The organism is Streptomyces sp. Ru72 (assembly GCF_002920635.1).
In the GTDB taxonomy this organism is placed as follows: Bacteria; Actinomycetota; Actinomycetes; order Streptomycetales; family Streptomycetaceae; genus Streptomyces.
In genome coordinates, this window is the sequence record NZ_PQSR01000015.1 from 101,794 (window position 1) to 117,913 (window position 16,120).

The 16,120-nt window shown below is 72.8% G+C and carries 14 protein-coding genes, 1 tRNA gene and 1 pseudogene; 10 read left to right on the plus strand and 6 right to left on the minus strand.

Annotated features, from left to right (window positions below; all coding sequences use genetic code 11):
• Window positions 1–4: 4 nt before the first annotated feature.
• Both C3488_RS10275 and C3488_RS10280 read right to left on the minus strand, forming a co-directional pair.
• Window positions 5–490 carry an NUDIX domain-containing protein gene (locus C3488_RS10275; RefSeq protein ID WP_103839046.1) on the minus strand — a complete coding sequence of 162 codons (486 nt, stop codon included), beginning with the start codon at window positions 488–490 and terminating at the stop codon, window positions 5–7.
• Window positions 487–2,034 carry an ATP-dependent DNA ligase gene (locus C3488_RS10280; RefSeq protein ID WP_103839047.1) on the minus strand — a complete coding sequence of 516 codons (1,548 nt, stop codon included), beginning with the start codon at window positions 2,032–2,034 and terminating at the stop codon, window positions 487–489. The genes C3488_RS10275 and C3488_RS10280 overlap by 4 nt, the downstream gene beginning before the upstream one ends.
• Before the next feature lie 115 nt (window positions 2,035–2,149).
• Here C3488_RS10280 and C3488_RS10285 point away from each other — a divergent pair, with 115 nt between their 5' ends.
• The 5 genes from C3488_RS10285 (at window position 2,150) to C3488_RS10305 (ending at window position 6,430) form a co-directional block, all read left to right on the plus strand.
• Entirely contained in the window at window positions 2,150–2,722 is a 573-nt protein-coding gene (locus C3488_RS10285) for a helix-turn-helix domain-containing protein (protein ID WP_103839048.1), read from the plus strand.
• 83 nt (window positions 2,723–2,805) lie between these two features.
• Window positions 2,806–3,777 (plus strand): NADPH:quinone oxidoreductase family protein, encoded by a 972-nt coding sequence (locus C3488_RS10290; RefSeq protein WP_103839049.1) that lies wholly within the window; start codon window positions 2,806–2,808, stop codon window positions 3,775–3,777.
• Entirely contained in the window at window positions 3,774–4,955 is a 1,182-nt protein-coding gene (locus C3488_RS10295) for an acyl-CoA dehydrogenase family protein (protein ID WP_103839050.1), read from the plus strand. The genes C3488_RS10290 and C3488_RS10295 overlap by 4 nt, the downstream gene beginning before the upstream one ends.
• Complete coding sequence (locus tag C3488_RS10300) at window positions 4,952–6,025, plus strand: acyl-CoA dehydrogenase family protein (protein WP_103839051.1); 1,074 nt, start codon at window positions 4,952–4,954, stop codon at window positions 6,023–6,025. Before C3488_RS10295 ends, C3488_RS10300 begins: the two co-directional genes overlap by 4 nt.
• Before the next feature lie 210 nt (window positions 6,026–6,235).
• Window positions 6,236–6,430, plus strand: coding sequence for a hypothetical protein (locus C3488_RS10305; RefSeq protein WP_103839058.1), 195 nt, complete (start codon window positions 6,236–6,238; stop codon window positions 6,428–6,430).
• Between the two features lie 3 nt (window positions 6,431–6,433).
• Here C3488_RS10305 and C3488_RS10310 read toward each other — a convergent pair.
• From C3488_RS10310 to C3488_RS10320, 3 genes and pseudogenes are all read right to left on the minus strand, one after another.
• Window positions 6,434–7,626 (minus strand): annotated as a pseudogene (locus tag C3488_RS10310) (phosphodiester glycosidase family protein).
• Window positions 7,627–7,732: 106 nt separating this feature from the next.
• Window positions 7,733–8,089 (minus strand): DUF779 domain-containing protein, encoded by a 357-nt coding sequence (locus C3488_RS10315; RefSeq protein WP_103839059.1) that lies wholly within the window; start codon window positions 8,087–8,089, stop codon window positions 7,733–7,735.
• A 47-nt stretch (window positions 8,090–8,136) separates the two neighbouring features.
• On the minus strand, window positions 8,137–9,849 hold the full coding sequence (locus C3488_RS10320) for a helix-turn-helix domain-containing protein (RefSeq protein ID WP_181138954.1): 1,713 nt from the start codon (window positions 9,847–9,849) through the stop codon (window positions 8,137–8,139).
• A gap of 118 nt (window positions 9,850–9,967) precedes the next feature.
• Here C3488_RS10320 and C3488_RS10325 point away from each other — a divergent pair, with 118 nt between their 5' ends.
• From C3488_RS10325 to C3488_RS10345, 5 genes are all read left to right on the plus strand, one after another.
• Window positions 9,968–11,746, plus strand: a complete 1,779-nt coding sequence (locus C3488_RS10325; RefSeq protein ID WP_103839061.1) for an FAD-dependent monooxygenase — start codon at window positions 9,968–9,970, stop codon at window positions 11,744–11,746.
• Window positions 11,747–11,800: 54 nt separating this feature from the next.
• Window positions 11,801–12,676, plus strand: coding sequence for an intradiol ring-cleavage dioxygenase (locus tag C3488_RS10330; protein WP_103839062.1), 876 nt, complete (start codon window positions 11,801–11,803; stop codon window positions 12,674–12,676).
• Window positions 12,673–13,755: a maleylacetate reductase gene (locus tag C3488_RS10335; protein ID WP_103839052.1), complete on the plus strand. Its 1,083-nt coding sequence runs from the start codon at window positions 12,673–12,675 to the stop codon at window positions 13,753–13,755. The genes C3488_RS10330 and C3488_RS10335 overlap by 4 nt, the downstream gene beginning before the upstream one ends.
• A gap of 176 nt (window positions 13,756–13,931) precedes the next feature.
• Window positions 13,932–14,846 carry a YceI family protein gene (locus C3488_RS10340; RefSeq protein ID WP_103839053.1) on the plus strand — a complete coding sequence of 305 codons (915 nt, stop codon included), beginning with the start codon at window positions 13,932–13,934 and terminating at the stop codon, window positions 14,844–14,846.
• Window positions 14,847–14,955: 109 nt separating this feature from the next.
• Window positions 14,956–15,029 (plus strand) — tRNA-Pro (locus tag C3488_RS10345).
• Window positions 15,030–15,294: 265 nt separating this feature from the next.
• Here C3488_RS10345 and C3488_RS10350 read toward each other — a convergent pair.
• Window positions 15,295–16,120: RICIN domain-containing protein (locus C3488_RS10350; RefSeq protein ID WP_181138956.1), on the minus strand; the 826-nt coding region annotated here is incomplete at its 5' end.

The following is a 16,120-nucleotide window of genomic DNA, read 5'->3' on the forward strand; positions in this document are numbered from 1 at the left end:
GGTGTCATCGGACACCACCCACGCCCGAGTGCTCCGCGAGCCGGTCCAGAAACTCCCGCTGCGCGCTCACGATCACCTCCCGGGCCCGGTCGAGGCCGAACCACGCCACCCGGTCCACCTCCGGGAACTCCTCCAGGCGCCCCGACCTCGGCGGCCACTCCATCGTGAAGGTGCCCGGCTCGATCGCCGCCGGGTCGAGGTCCGCCTCGACCGCCCAGGCCGTGACCGTCTTGCCGCCACTCTGGCGCACCTCGCCGAGCGGGACGGCCTCCCCGTCGGGCGGCGGCAGCCCCAGCTCCTCCTGGAACTCACGGCGGGCCGCGTCCCAGGACGGCTCGTCGGGGTCGTACTCGCCCTTGGGCACGGTCCACGCGCCGGCCTCACGGCGGGCGAAGAACGGGCCGCCCATGTGGGCCAGCAGGACCTCCGGACCGTGGTCGGTGCGCCGGAACAGCAGCAGACCCGCGCTGCGCCTGCTCCTCCCGCTCACGGCGCCACCTCCGGGTGGGCGGCCAGCAGCGTCTCCACGGTGTCTGCCTCTTCGGGGCGCTTGTCCTCCCGGTAGCGCACCACCCGGGCGAAGCGCAGCGTGACGCCGGCCGGGTAGCGGGTGGAGCGCTGCAGCCCGTCGTACGCGATCTCGACCACGAGTTCGGGCCGTACCTTCACCACCCAGCCGTTGTCCTCGACGGCCAGTTCCTTCAGCCGCTCCGTCTGCCAGGCGAGCATCGCGTCCGTCATGCCCTTGAACGTCTTGCCGAGCATCGCGAAGGAGCCGTCGGGGTTGCGGGCGCCGAGGTGGAGGTTGGACAGCCTGCCGGTACGGCGACCGTGGCCCCACTCGGCGGCCAGCACCACCAGGTCGAGGGTGTGCACCGGTTTCACCTTGAGCCAGGACGCGCCGCGCCTGCCCGCGCTGTAGGGGGCGTCGAGCGCCTTGACCACCACGCCCTCGTGTCCGCGCTTCAGCGTCTCGGTGAGGAAGGCCTCCGCGGCGGCGATGTCCCCCGGGTCGCCCGGGTCGTGCACGAGCGTGCGCCGGACCCGCATGGGTTCCGGGACCAGCCGGGCCAGCTCGGCGTGGCGGTGCGTGAACGGCAGGTCCAGCAGGTCCCGGCCGTCCACGGACAGCGCGTCGAAGAAGACGGGGGAGACGGGGACGGACGCGGCGGCCGTCGCCACGTCCACCCGGGAGCCGACACGCCCCGAGGTCTCCTGGAACGAGCGCGGCCTGCCGTCCTCGTCCAGGGCGATGACCTCGCCGTCCAGGATGAACCGCTCGCCCCGCAGCTCAAGGGCGGCGGAGGTGATCTCCGGCAGGCGGTCGGTGATGTCGTCCAGGGTCCGGGTGTGGATGCGTACCTCGTCGCCGTCCCGGTGGACCTGGACGCGGATGCCGTCGAGCTTCTCCTCGACGGCGCAGGCGCCCAGCTTCCGGACGGCCTCGGCGACCGAGGGCGCGGTCTGCGCCAGCATCGGCAGCACCGGCCGGCCGACCGTGAGCCGGAACGCCTCCAAGGCCGCAGGGCCGTCGGCGAGCAGGGCCCGCGCCACTGTCTGCAGCGATCCGGCGAGCATGACGGCCCGCCGTACGTCCGCCGCGTCGGCGCCCGTCGCCTCGGCCAGTCCCTCCACGGCGTGGGCGTCCAGCGCCCCCTGTCGCACCTCCCCGGTGAGAAGCCCGAACAGGAACCGCTGCTCCTCGGCGGTGGCCGCCGCCAGCAACGCGCCGACCAGCCTCCTGCGTTCCGCCTGCGAGCCGGTGCCGGTGACCGAGCCGATCCGGGTCAGCCGGGCATCCACGTCCCGCACGGTGAGCGTGGCCTCCTCGGCCGGCGGTACCGCCTGGTCGAGGAGCTTCCAGCCGATGCCGAGCCGCCCCTGGGGCAGACGTCCGGCCAGATACGGGATGACGATCGGCACGTCGTCCGCGTCGGCGGCCCGGAACAGCTCGGCGAGCAGCGCGATCTTCCGGGACCGTGCCGACGTGGCGGCGACCTCCTGGGACACACGGGCGAGCCGGCTCAGCAGCATGCAGTCATGGTGCACCCCGGGCGGCCTGCCTACACCTTCGTCTCTCGCGGTCGGCCGCGAAACCGCCCGATGCTGCGGCATTGACAAACACGTTTGCCGAAACTGCAATGCAGCCATGAGTACCGACGACGTTCTCGCGGGCGTGGGCCCGAGGCTGCGACGCATCCGCAAGGAGCGGGAGGTGACGCTCGCGGCGCTGTCGGAGGCCACCGGCATCTCCGTCAGCACCCTCTCCCGGCTGGAGTCGGGCCTGCGCAGACCCAGCCTCGAACTGCTGCTGCCGATCGCGCAGGCCCACCAGGTACCGCTCGACGAGCTGGTGGGCGCGCCACCGGTGGGGGATCCGCGGGTGCGCGCCAAGCCGATCGTCCGGGGCGGCCGCACCCACTGGCCGCTGACCCGGCAGCCCGGAGGCCTCCAGGCGTTCAAGGTCCTCGAACCGCAGCGCAAGCAGGCACCCGATCCGCGGACGCACGAGGGCTACGAGTGGCTGTACGTGCTGTCCGGAAAGCTGCGGCTGGTGCTGGGTGAGCACGACGTGGTGCTGACCGCGGGGGAGGCGGCGGAGTTCGACACGCGGGTGCCGCACTGGTTCGGGTCGACGGGGGAGGGGCCGGTGGAGTTCCTCAGCCTGTTCGGGCCGCAGGGGGAGCGGATGCATGTACGGGCGCGGCCCGCGCGTTCGTGACGCATCCGACTGTTCCCTATGGGCAAGCGACCGCTTAGTATGCGACGAGCCCGGTCGGACAGAGCAGTCGGTGGAGGCCCCGCATGCAGGCATGGCACGTGCACGAGAACGGTGAGCCCGGTGAGGTGATGCGCCTCGCGGAGGTGGAGCGGCCCACGCCCGGTGACGGCCAGGTCCTGCTGAAGGTACGGGCCGCCAACGTCAACTTCCCGGACGCGCTGCTGTGCCGCGGGCAGTACCAGGTCCGGCCGCCACTGCCGTTCACGCCGGGCGTGGAGATCTGCGGCGAGACCGAGGACGGGCGCCGCGTGATCGCCAACCCGGCGCTGCCGTACGGCGGCTTCGCCGAGTACGCGGTCGCGGACGCCGCGGCCCTGCTGCCCGCCCCGGACTCCCTCGACGACGCCGAGGCCGCCGCCCTGCACATCGGCTACCAGACGGGCTGGTTCGGTCTGCACCGCCGGGCCGCTCTGGAAGCCGGCGAGACGCTGCTCGTCCACGCTGCCGCAGGAGGGGTCGGCAGCGCGGCCGTGCAGCTCGGCAAGGCCGCCGGTGCGAGGGTCATCGGCGTCGTCGGGGGCGCGGAGAAGGCGGCCGTCGCCCGGGAGCTGGGCTGCGACGTGGTGATCGACCGGCGCGCCGAGGACGTCGTCGCCGCGGTGAAGGAGGCCACCGGCGGCCGGGGCGCCGACGTGATCTACGACCCGGTGGGCGGGGAGGCCTACGCGCAGTCGGCGAAGGTCGTCGCCTTCGAGGGCCGGATCGTCGTCGTGGGCTTCGCCAGCGGGTCCATCCCCAGCCCGGGGCTGAACCACGCACTTGTCAAGAACTACTCGATCCTCGGCCTGCACTGGGGCCTGTACAACACCAAGAACCCGAAGCTGGTCCAGCACTGCCACGAACAGCTCACCGAGCTGGCCGCCCGCGGCGTCGTCAAGCCCTTGGTGAGCGAGCGTGTCCCGCTGAGCGGTGCCGCGACCGCCGTGCAGCGCGTGGCCGACGGCGTGACGACCGGCAGGGTCGCCGTCGTCCTGGAGAACGGAGCCGCCGCATGACCGACGCCGCCGAACTGCGCCGCCGTACGCAGGAGTTGCTGGCCGAGTATCCTCCGGCCACCACTGACCGCCTCGACTTCCTCAGGGCTCGCTTCGACGCCGGACTCGCCTGGGTGCACTACCCGGAGGGCCTCGGCGGGCTCGGTGCGCCCCGCCACCTCCAGGCCGTCGTGGACGCCGAGCTCGAGGCCGCGGATGCCCCCGACAACGACTCGCGCCGCAACGGCATCGGGCTCGGCATGGCCGCGCCGACGATCCTGCGCTACGGAACCGAGGAGCAGAAGCGGCGCCACCTCAGGCCGCTGTGGACGGGCGAGGAGGTGTGGTGCCAGCTGTTCAGCGAGCCCGGCGCCGGATCCGACCTCGCCGCGCTCGGCACCCGCGCCGTCCGGGACGGTGAGGACTGGGTGGTCAACGGGCAGAAGGTGTGGACCTCCAGCGCCCACGTCGCCCGCTGGGCCATCCTCATCGCCCGCACCGACCCCGACGTGCCCAAGCACGCGGGCATCACCTACTTCATCTGCGACATGACCGACCCGGGTGTCGAGGTGCGGCCGCTGCGCCAGATCACCGGCGAGGCCGAGTTCAACGAGGTCTTCCTCACCGGCGTCCGCATTCCCGACTCCCGCCGCCTCGGCGAGGTCGGCGACGGCTGGCGGGTCGCCCAGACCACCCTCAACAATGAGCGCGTCGCCATCGGCGGCATGCGGCTGCCCCGCGAGGGCGGCATGATCGGCCCGGTCGCGAAGACCTGGCGCGAACGCCCCGAACTGCGCACGCACGACCTGCATCAGCGGCTGCTGAAGCTGTGGGTCGAGTCCGAGGTGTCCCGGCTCACCGCGGAACGCCTGCGCCAGCAACTCGTCGCGGGGCAGCCCGGCCCCGAGGGCGCCGGCATGAAGCTCGCCTTCGCGCGCCTCAACCAGGAGATCAGCGGCCTGGAGGTCGAACTGCGCGCTGAGGAGGGCCTGTTGTACGACGACTGGACCATGCGCCGCCCCGAGCTGGTCGACTTCACCGGCCGCGACGCCGGCTACCGCTATCTGCGGGCCAAGGGCAACAGCATCGAGGGCGGGACCAGTGAGGTCCTGCTGAACATCGTCGCCGAGCGGGTCCTCGGCCTGCCCGCCGAGCCGCGCACCGACAAGGACGTCGCATGGAAGGACCTCGCCCGATGACGGATCTTCTCTACTCCGAGGAGGAAGAGGCGCTGCGCGCCGCCGTGCGGGACCTGCTCGCCGACCACTGCGACGCGCCCGGCGTCATCGCGCGCACCGAGTCCGGCGCCCCGCACGACCTCGCGGCCTGGAAGGCGCTCGCCGACGGCATGGGCCTCGCCGGCCTGCTGGTGCCCGGGGAACTGGGCGGCCAGGGCGCCTCGCACCGCGAAGTCGCCGTGGTGCTGGAGGAACTGGGCCGGGCCGTCGCCCCCGTGCCGTACCTCACCAGCGCGGTCGTGGCCACCGAGGCCCTGCTGGTCTGCGGTGACGAGGAGCTCCTGGGCCGGCTGGCCTCAGGACGCGCGATCGGCGCCCTGGCGGTCGGCCTGCACACCGCTCCAGGTGCCGTGGCGAAGACCGCTCGGCTGGAAAACGGCACCCTGCACGGTGAGTTGACCGGCATCGCCGACGCCGCCGTCGCCGACGTCCTGCTGGTCCCGGCCGACGACGGTGGCCTGTACGCCGTGAACGCCGACGACGTGACCGTCACGCCGCAGGTCTCCCTTGACCTGACCCGCCCGCTCGCCACCGTCTCCCTCGACGGGGCGCCCGGCCGCCGTGTCGGCGACGCCGAACCCGCCGTGCGACGAGCCCTGCGTGCCGCGGCCGGACTGCTCGCTTCCGAGCAACTGGGTGCGTCCGACTGGGCGTTGACCGAGACGGTCCGCTATCTGAAGGAGCGCAAGCAGTTCAACCGGCCGGTCGGCGGGTTCCAGGCGCTCAAGCACCGGCTCGCCCAGCTCTGGCTGGAGGTCGCGGGCCTCCGGGCCGCCGCACGGGCGGCTGCCGATGCGCTCGCCACAGGCGAGGACACCGACGTCACGGTGGCCGTCGCGCAGGCCTACGCCTCCCCGGTCGCCGTACGCGTCACCGAGGAGGCCCTGCAACTGCACGGCGGGATCGGCATGACCTGGGAGCACCCGGTCCACCTGTATCTGAAGCGGGCCAAGGCCGATTCGATCGCCTGCGGCACGGCGGGAGCGCACCGCGCGGTACTTGCCGAACTGGTCGACCTCCAGTCGCCCTGATCCACCGTGCGTGAAGCCCGTCCCGCCTGGGGCGGGCTTCACGCATGCGCGCGTTGACGACCCTGCCGCGACTCAAAGGCTCTCCTCGACGCCCGCGAGAGGGGGCAGAACCACACGTTCGGCGGACACGTCAGCCGCCCGGATGAACCCTTGGCTACGCCACACTTGCGGCCGAAAGCCGCGAAGTGGGCGTGGCGGAGGAGGATGATGATGGCCGTTTCCATCTCGGTGGTGCTGCTGCTCCTGATCATTGCGGTGATCTTCCTGCGCAACGGCGCGATGAAGCTCTCGCACGCGCTGGTCTGCATCCTGCTCGGCTTCTTCCTGGCCAGCACCAGCATGGCCCCGACCATCCACCAGGGGCTCGCGGCGACCGCGCAGATCGTCAGCAGCCTGCGCCCCTGACGCTCACGAACTGAACACGCCGATCCCGTCCGGGACGGGGCGTTCGGCTCCTCCGCTCGGGTGGTTGCGCACGCTCACCGCGCCCGTGTCCGGCGACCGGGTGACCAAGGTCGTGGACCCGCCGCCGTCCAGGTTGAACCCGTCCGTGGCACCCAGCCCCCGCAAGGTCCGGGCGACCTCCGAGACGGTGAGGCCGCTGCGATGGGCGGCCGAGCCGTCCAGGGCGAGCAGGAGCAGGCGGCGGCCGCCGTCCTCGACGCCCACCGCGGTGCGCACGGCGGACGTCGTGGCGTCGAGGCCGGGCAGCGGCGTGCCGTGCCGCAGCACCGGGAAGCCGCCGACGGCGAAGCGGTACGGAACCCCGGACGCGGCCGCCACCAGCCGGTGCCGCACCTGGACCTTCTCGCCCTTGAAGAGCTTGCGCAGCTGACGCGCCCCCGCTTCACGGCCCACCAGCACCGTGCTGCCTGCCGCGACGGGGCCGCTGCCCGGATGATCGGCCGTGGCGGAGACCCGGCGCCCCGGATGGTCACCTCGTACGAGTCCGTGCTGCACGGCGCGCCCCGGTCGGTGTCGGTCCCGCAGACGGCGCGCAGCCGCGAGACGCTGCCCCAGTCCGAGGTGTACGCCCCGATCGACCCCTCGGGAAGCGCGTACTGGTTGAGCCCGCGCAGCGGCAGCTGCTCGCCCGGTGTGGTCACGGAGCCGTCGAGGGTGAGCCGGTCCAGGCGCGCGGTACGGTCCGTGCCCACGCCGAGCACGTCCTCGGTGCTCGTGCCGGGCGGCAGGGCCGGTCCGAAGCGCTGCCCGTACGGCACGGCGGCCTTGAGCGTGTGCCCGCTCGCGACGGCCGGGCCGACCGCCGAGCCGGTCGCCGGGACCCACGGATGCTGGGTCTCGGTGATGTTGAAGAAGTCGCCGTTGATCCCCGCCACCGCGCGCTGTGCGCCGACGAGTTGAGAGACGGTGGCGCGGGCGGCCACGGCGCGCGGATGCAGCAGGTCGACCCGTACCCGCGGATCGCGCAGGTCCACGGTGACGAGGTGCGCGCGCGTCACCCCGTGGGCCGCGGAGATGTCGAACTCGCTGTACTGGACCCCCGGCGCGATCCTCCGGGCGCCCGGCGCGGCACTGGCCGGTGCGGCCCCCGCGAGGGCGGCACCGGCCAGTGCGCTCCATGCCAGCAGAGCCGTCAGTACGACTCGGAACCGTCTGTCGTGACGCGTCACAGCTCCCCCTTAAGTCGTCAACTTCCGCAGGACTCGGGGGAAGTGCACCAGACGGCGGTGTTCCGCGCGGTGCTCAGGCGTCGACGACGCGGGAACGGATGAGAAAACGCACTCCTTCGGGTGCTTCCAGGGAGAAGCCGCTGCCACGGCCCGGCACCACGTCCACGATGAGCCGGGTGTGGCTCCACGCCTCGTACTGGCTTCGGGACATCCAGAAACCGACCGGTTCGCCGACCCCGTCGACCTCCAGCTCCGCGAGCAGCACGTCCGAGCCGCCGGTGCGGAACTCGCCCTCCGGGTAGCACATGGGCGCGCTGCCGTCGCAGCAGCCGCCGGACTGGTGGAACATCAGCGGCCCGTGGACCTCCCGCAGCCGCCGCACCAGTTCGGCGGCCGCGGGGGTCAGCTCCACGCGCGGAATCATGTCCATGGTCACGCCACGATCCCAGCACGGGCCACGTTGCAACGACGTTGCGGTCAGCCCCGGTACCCGCGCAGCTTGCGGTAGAGCGTCGCGCGGCCGATGCCGAGTGCCGCCGCCGTACGCGCCTTGTTGCCGCCGTGGCGGCGCAGCGCCTCCAGGATCGTGGTGCGCTCGGCGTGCTCCATCGGGCTGAGCGGACGGATGGCGGGTCCGTCGCGCACGGGGTCCGGCAGCTCGGCACGGCGGACCGGCCCGGACGCCCGGCGGTGCTCCGCCAGCGCCCGTACGACATGCGCGAGTTCGGTCACGTTCCCGGGCCACGGATACCGCTCCAGGGCGCGCAGGGCGTCCAGCGCCCAGGTCAGCGGCGGTCGGCCGGGTGCGGGCCGCGGGGCCAGCGCGGGCAGCAACTCCCTTATGTCCTCCGGGCGCTCGCGCAGCGCGGGGAGGGTGACCGAGCGGGCGGCCAGCGTGTCGAGGAGCCGCTGGAGACACGGGCCGGGCGGCGCGCCGGGCGTGTGGGTGACCAGCAGCGGTGCCTCGGGGTGCGCGTCGAGCAGGGTGTTGAGGGCGGCCACACCGGACTGGGCGAGCCGTTCGGCGTGGCGGAGCAGGAGGGGGCGGCCCCGGGCCAGCTCGCCGAGCGCGCGGTCGAGCTCCCCGTTCTCCGCCGCGTCGACCACCCGTGTGGCGCGCTCGCCCAGCAGCTCCCGGGCGAGCGCGGTCTTCCCCGTGCCGCGCTCACCGGTCAGCAGCAGCGGCTCCCGGGAGCGGGCCAGCTCGACGGCGCGCCCGACGGCATGGCGCCAGGGGACCGAGCGGCCGACCAGGGCGACGGCCGGGCGCGGCGCCGGCGGTGGGGCATCGGCCAGCGGCTCCAGTACGGCCACGATGCCGATGGCCGCGCCGTCCCGGCATACCGGAGTGATCCGTGCGGTGCAGCCCGCGCCCTCGGGCAGGACGGCGTCGGCGGGCACGTCCTCCCGGTGCCGTACCGCCACCGCCGTGCGCTCCAGGGCCTGAAGGGACTCCGGCGTCAGCATGCGCTCAGCCGCCCCGTTGACCAGGCGGCTGAGGCCGTCCAGCGCGGCCACCGCGGCGTCCGGCCGGTGCGCCGCCCGCAGATAGGCGTCCAGCAGGACGCGCTCGGGCGGCCGTGCCCGGGCGAGCAGTTCGGCCTCCACCGCCGCGGCGGCCGCCTCCGCGAGTGCCGCGCCCGGATGCGGCGGGCATCCGGCGCACAGCTGTGACGCCACGGTCACCGTGCCGAGCGTCTGCCCGGTTCTGGGCGCCGACACCGGGACGCTGACCGCCGACACGTCCTGCCACCGGTCGAGGAAGTGCTCCGGCCCGTGGGCCTCGGCCCGCCGCCGAGTGCGCAGGGCGAGCGCCGCGCTGTTGTGGCCGACCGCGCGTTCCGACAGATCCGGCCAGGGGGCGAGTGCGGCCACGCTCCCTGCCGTCCACAGCACCCGCAGCCGCTCGTCGGTGAGAACGAGGGCCGACCGTCCGCGTCCGAGCGCGGGGGCGATCCGTTCGAGCACGGGCCGGGCCGCATCCAGCAGCGCGGACTCCACCGGATGCACCGGATCGGCGGACGGCTCCTTCAGGTCGTGCGGCACTCCGAAGAACCGCGCACGCCGCCAGGCGGCGACGACCTCCTCCGGTATGCCGTCGGGCAGCGGACGCCCCGCCAGGAATCGCTCGCGTGCCAGACGCAGCGGGGCGAGCGCGGGGCCGGCGAGGGAGTGCTCTGTCGTGGTCACAACGCACCCACCGTAGCGGGTTCGGTTGAAACGGCAACAACTGCCCCTGTTCCGCGCACCGGACGGCCGCAATGTCTCGTAATGAGACACCCGCACGCCCTCGCGCAGGTCCATGATCATGAACACCTGGTGTCCGTTCCCCCGTCAGGAGCACCCCGTGTCCACCGTCGTCGAGACCGACGTTCTGATCGTGGGCAGTGGCCCGGCCGGTGCCTCGGCCGCGCTCGCCCTGAGCACCTACGGCGTGCCCAACCTCGTCGTGACCCGCTATGCGAGCCTCGCCGACACGCCCCGCGCGCACATCACCAACCAGCGCACGATGGAGGTGCTGCGCGACCTCGGCGTCGAACAGGACGTCATCCGGCAGGCCACCCCGCAGCACCTCATGGGCAACACCACCTTCTGCACCAGCCTCGCCGGGGAGGAACTGGGCCGGGTGCGTTCCTGGGGCAACGACCCGCTGGTGCAGGCCGCGCACGAACTCGCCGGCCCCACCCGTATGTGCGACATGCCGCAGCACCTCATGGAGCCGGTCCTCGTGAACGCGGCCGTCGCCCGCGGCACCCGGCTGCGCTTCGAGACCGAGTACCTCTCCCACACCCAGGACGCCGACGGCGTCACGGCCACCGTCCGCGACCGGCTGCGCGGCGACACCTACGAGATCCGTGCCAAGTACCTGATCGGCGCGGACGGCGGACGCTCGAGGGTCGCCGAGGACGCGGGCCTGCCGATGGGCGGTCAGATGGGGGTCGCCGGCAGCATCAACATCGTCTTCGACGCCGACCTGACGAAGTACACGGCCCACCGCCCCTCCACCCTCTACTGGGTCCTCGCACCCGGAGCGACGGTCGGCGGCATCGGCGCCGGACTGGTGCGCTGCGTGCGCCCCTGGACCGAGTGGCTCATCGTGTGGGGCTACGACGTCGAGGCGGGCGCCCCCGACCTGACCACCGAGTACGCCGAGTCCGTGATCCGCAAGCTGGTCGGCGACGACGAGATACCGGTGACCGTCAAGTCGTCCTCCGCGTGGACCGTCAACGAGATGTACGCGGAGACCTACTCGAGCGGGCGTGTCTTCTGCGCCGGGGACGCCGTGCACCGCCACCCGCCGTCCAACGGCCTCGGCTCCAACACCTCCATCCAGGACTCCTACAACCTGGCCTGGAAGCTGAAGCTGGTCCTCGACGGCACGGCGAGCCCCAAGCTGCTGGACTCCTACACCGCCGAGCGCGCCCCCGTCGGCAAGCAGATCGTCACCCGCGCCAACCAGTCCATCGGCGAGACCGCGCCCGTCTTCGAGGCGCTCGACGGGCTGTCCCCGCAGACCCCCGAGCAGCTGTGGGCCAACATCGCCGCACGCAAGGAGGCCACCGAGGCCGCCGAGAAACAGCGCGTGAAGCTGCGCGAGGCGATCGCCTTCAAGGTGTACGAGTTCAACGCGCACGGCGTCGACCTCAACCAGCGCTACGTCTCCGACGCGATCGTCCCGGACGGCACCCCCGACCCGGGCTTCACCCGCGACCCCGAGCTGTACCACCAGCCCTCCTCCCGCCCCGGCGCCAGGCTCCCGCACGCCTGGATCACCTCCGGCACCCGTGCCCTGTCCACCCTCGACACGGTCGGCAAGGGCCGCTTCACCCTGCTCACCGGTATCGGCGGCGAGGGCTGGGTGCGAGCGGCGAAGGCGCAGCAGACCGAGATCGCCACGGTGGTGATCGGCCCGGGCCAGGAATACGAGGACCCCTACGGCGACTGGGCACGGCTGCGCGAGATCTCCGACGCGGGCGCCCTGCTGGTGCGCCCCGACGGGTTCGTCGCCTTCCGGCACGCGTCCGCCGCCCCGGACGCCCTTGAACTGCTGTCCGAGGCGTTGCGGCGCGTCCTCGGACACGCCTGAACGCGGGATCATGGAGGAAGCGACAGGTACGTCGTGGACGACGAGGAGCACGGCATGACCATCGACAGCACCGCCGCACAGGACACCGTCACCGAGGAGGCCGTCGCCAGTCTCGGCGCGACCGCCGACCCCCGGCTCCGCGAGCTGCTCACGGGCCTGATCCGCCACCTGCACGCCTTCGTGCGCGAGACGCGACTCACCCAGGAGGAGTGGGAGAAGGCCGTCGGCTTCCTGACGGCGACCGGGCAGACCTGCACGGACACCCGTCAGGAGTTCATCCTGCTGTCGGACGTCCTCGGCGTCTCCATGCTCGTCGAGACCCTGAACGGCCACCGCGCACCGGGCGCCACCGAGTCGACCGTCCTCGGCCCCTTCCACATGACCGAGTCGCCGGTGCGTGAACTCGGCGACGACATCGACCTGGTGGGTGGCGGCGAGCCGTGCGTGGTGAGCGGCCGGGTGCTCTCCGAGGACGGCACACCCCTGCCGGGCGCCGTCCTCGACGTGTGGCAGGCCGACGCCGACGGCCACTACGACGTCCAGCAGCCGGACCTCCAGCCCGCGGGCAACGGACGCGGCCTTTTCACCGCCGACACCGAAGGCCGCTTCTGGTTCCGCACCTGTGTACCGGCCCCGTACCCCATCCCCACCGACGGCCCGGTCGGCGCACTGCTACGGGCCACCGGCCGGCACCCGTACCGCCCCGCACACATCCACTTCATCGCCGCCGCCGACGGACACACCCCCGTCACCACGCACATCTTCGTGGCCGGCAGCGACTATCTGGACTCCGATGCCGTCTTCGCGGTGAAGAAGAGCCTGGTGCAGGACTTCACGGTCACCGACGACCTGTCCCAGGCACGGAGGTTCGGGGTACCCAACCCGTTCCGGCAGGCCCGCTTCGACCTCGTCCTGGAGCGTGCGACATGACCTTCACCACCGACTTCACCTACGAGACGCGGCCCGTGCGGGTCGTCTTCCGGCCCGGCGCCGCCGTCACCGCGACTCCGGACGAGGCCGCGCGCCTGGGCCTGCGGCGGCTGCTCGTGATCTCCGGCAGCCGCGGCGAGCCCACCGCACGGGCGGTCGCCGACGCCCTCGGCGACGCCTGCGCGGGACTGCACGCCGAGGCGCGTATGCACGTACCGGCCGACGTCGCCGACCGGGGCGTGGAGGCGGCGCGGGCGGCCGGGGCCGACGGGTGCGTGGCGGTCGGCGGCGGCTCCGCGATCGGCCTCGGCAAGGCGATCGCGCTGCGCACCGGGCTGCCGCTGATCGCCGTGCCGTCGACCTATTCGGGTTCCGAGATGACCCCCGTGTGGGGGCTGACCGAACACGGGGCCAAGCGCACCGGCCGCGATCCGCAGGTCCAGCCCCGCAGCGTCGTCTACGACCCGGAACTGACCCTCTCCCTGCCCGTACCGCTCACCGTGACCAGCGGCATCAACGCGCTCGCCCACGCCGTCGAGGCGCTGTACGCCCCCGACACCTCCCCGCTGGTCCAGCTGATGGCGGAGGACGGCACCCGGGCGATGGCCGAGGCGCTGCCGCTGCTCGTCGCGGACCCGGGCGACCTCGAGGCGCGCAGCCGCGCGCTGTACGGGGCGTGGCTGTGCGGGGCCTGCCTCGGCGCCACCACGATGGGGCTGCACCACAAGCTGTGCCATGTACTGGGCGGCACCTTCGGGCTGCCGCACGCGGAGACGCACACGGTGGTGCTGCCGTACGTCCTCGCCCACAACGCGCCCGCGGCCCCCGAGGCGGTGGCCGCGCTGCGGCGGGCGCTCGGCGCCGAGGACGTGGCGCGCGCCCTGTGGGAGCTGGGCGGACGCCTCGGCGCGCCGCGCTCCCTCGCCGAACTCGGCCTGGCGGAGCCCGACGTGACGGCGGCCGCCGCGCAGGTGACGGCCCAGCCGTACGCCAACCCGCGCCCGGTGACGGCGGACGGGGTGCGGGGCGTGCTGAGAGCGGCCTACGAGGGACGGCGACCCGAGACCGCCGCGGCATAGAGGCCCGCACGACGGCGCTGGCACCCGGTCGCATCAACTGTCTCGTAATGAGACACCCGCGGCGGCGCGGTCCGACCCAAGATCGAGAAGGGGGGACCGCATGCAGGCGCGGCCGCTTCGGCGTGCCCCTAGCCGCCGCTCGCACGGCCGCGCCACCGTGAAGAAAGGTGAACATCATGGCCCTCGCACTGCTCCGGCGTCGGCGGCCCCGGGGCGCCTCAGCCGAGGCGGCGGGCCTCTCGCTCCCCCTCCCGCCCGGCGCGGGTGCCGTCGCACGCGAGATCGCCGACCCGATGGGCTCGCCGATGGCGTCCGCGGACGTCACCGTCACCGCCCTGGACACGCACCGCGTCGCGGCCCGTGGCACGACCGACCCGTACGGCTTCTTCCTCGCCGCGCTGCCGCCCGGCCACTACAGCCTGCTGGTCGCGGCGGAGGGCCTCAAGCCGCACCGCGAGACCGTCGAGATCGTGGCGGGCACGGCGGCGCGCACCGAGCGGATCTGGCTGCAGCCGGCCGAGGCCCAGCAGCTGCCGATGCCGGGCGGCTGGCTCTTCGACCCGCCGCACACGGCGATCCGCTTCATCGCCAAGCACGTCGGCATGGCCAACGTCCACGGCCGCTTCGAACGTTTTGACGGTGGCATCCAGATCGCCCAGGACATGACGCAGTCCCGCGTCCACGTCCGGATCGACGCCTCCAGCATCAACACCGGCAACAACACCCGCGACAACCATCTGCGGTCCGCCGACTTCCTGGACGTCGAGCGCTTCCCGTACATCGACTTCACCAGCACGCGCTTCGCGTACCGGGGCGGCAGCAAGTGGACGCTGCAGGGTTCCCTCACGATGCACGGCGTGAGCCGGTCGGTGGCGCTGGACACGACGTACCTCGGCATGGTGAACGGCGGCTACGGCGAGGAACTGCGCTGCGCGGCCCTGGCCAAGGCGGAGCTGCACCGCGAGGACTTCACGCTCAACTGGCGCTCCATGCTGGCCCGGGGCATCGCGGTGGTGGGACCGACGGTGCAACTGGAACTGGACGTCCAGGCGATGTACCGCACCCACGACACGCCGACGCCGCCGGAGTAGGGCGCCACGGGCGGCGGCCGGCAGTCGGCGCGGACGGCCGGACGAGGGCCCCTCAGACCAGTGCGGTAGGGTTTACCTGCGCGCTCCCGCAGAACATCCGGGAGCGCGACGGGACGTGGCGCAGCTTGGTAGCGCACTTGACTGGGGGTCAAGGGGTCGCAGGTTCAAATCCTGTCGTCCCGACAGAGATGTCGGACGTTTCCGCAGATCAGGGGCTCTCTTCGGAGGGCCCCTGACGTGTGACCGGGAGCAGTCTCCGGAAGCACTACGGCCTGCCCGCGGCCGCGCCCCGTCCGCGGCGCACGGCGGACCGCGGGTCGTTCTCGACCTCGCCCCGAACCCGGCCGAGGAGGACGAGGACCGGGCTCGGCACCTGGCCCCGGCAGTCGACGACATCATCGCGACGATGCGCCGCGTCCGGGCGGCGGGGGCGAGGCTCGACGGACGGTTACAGGGCGACCATCTGCCAGTCCTGGTTGGCCGCCCCGGTGGATGGCCACTGGATGATCGTGGCGCCGTCCGCGGTGGAGGCGTCCTTGACGTCGGCGCACCAGCCGTTGCGGACGTCGACGAGCCGGTAGTAGCCGCTGGTCGACGAGGGCACCAGCTTCCACCACTGGTTGTCGCTGCTGGTGTCGGTCCACTGGTCGAGGGCCGCGCCCTGCGTGGAACCGCCCGGGCTGTCCAGAACCTTGCCGCTCTTGACGTTGGACAGGCGGTACGAGCCGTCGGTGTTCGGCAGCAGCTTCCATTGCTGGTTGGTTCCGCCGCTCCAGGGCCACTGGATGACGGAGGCGCCGTCGGCGGTGGAGGCCCCGCTGACGTCCATCACCTTGCCACTGTTCCGGTTGACCAGTTTGAACGTGCCCAGGTCCGCGGTGAAGGGCCGGTCGTAGACCTCCAGGTTGCGGATGGACGCCCAGACCCCGGAGGGCAGCCCGGTGACCGTGACCCGGACGTAACGCGCCTGCGCTCTGAACAGGGCGATCTGTACCTGACTGGTACTGGTGGTCGCGGTGAGGTCGGCAAGAGTCGTCCAGGAGCTGTTGTCGGTGGAGCCCTCGATCCTGTACCGGTAGTTCGTGCTGTCCTTCTCCCAGGCGATGCGGGTGCCGGTCAGGGAGCGGGTGGAGCCGAGGTCGACCTTGAGCCAGTGGCCGGTGTCGCCGTCGCCGGCGCACCAGCGGGTGACGGTGGACCCGTCGACGGCCCTTGCGGCGGTGTTGCCCTTGGAGGTCTCCTCGCTGTCGGCGGTGGCGGTCTCGCCGGCGGCG

Coding starts and splice junctions, on each gene's coding strand:
- C3488_RS10280 (WP_103839047.1), bottom strand. CDS start 2,034: ATGCTGCTGAGCCGGCTCGCCCGTGTGTCCCAGGAGGTCGCCGCCACG.
- C3488_RS10285 (WP_103839048.1), top strand. CDS start 2,150: ATGAGTACCGACGACGTTCTCGCGGGCGTGGGCCCGAGGCTGCGACGC.
- C3488_RS10290 (WP_103839049.1), top strand. CDS start 2,806: ATGCAGGCATGGCACGTGCACGAGAACGGTGAGCCCGGTGAGGTGATG.
- C3488_RS10295 (WP_103839050.1), top strand. CDS start 3,774: ATGACCGACGCCGCCGAACTGCGCCGCCGTACGCAGGAGTTGCTGGCC.
- C3488_RS10300 (WP_103839051.1), top strand. CDS start 4,952: ATGACGGATCTTCTCTACTCCGAGGAGGAAGAGGCGCTGCGCGCCGCC.
- C3488_RS10305 (WP_103839058.1), top strand. CDS start 6,236: ATGGCCGTTTCCATCTCGGTGGTGCTGCTGCTCCTGATCATTGCGGTG.
- C3488_RS10315 (WP_103839059.1), bottom strand. CDS start 8,089: ATGGACATGATTCCGCGCGTGGAGCTGACCCCCGCGGCCGCCGAACTG.
- C3488_RS10325 (WP_103839061.1), top strand. CDS start 9,968: ATGAACACCTGGTGTCCGTTCCCCCGTCAGGAGCACCCCGTGTCCACC.
- C3488_RS10330 (WP_103839062.1), top strand. CDS start 11,801: ATGACCATCGACAGCACCGCCGCACAGGACACCGTCACCGAGGAGGCC.
- C3488_RS10335 (WP_103839052.1), top strand. CDS start 12,673: ATGACCTTCACCACCGACTTCACCTACGAGACGCGGCCCGTGCGGGTC.
- C3488_RS10340 (WP_103839053.1), top strand. CDS start 13,932: ATGGCCCTCGCACTGCTCCGGCGTCGGCGGCCCCGGGGCGCCTCAGCC.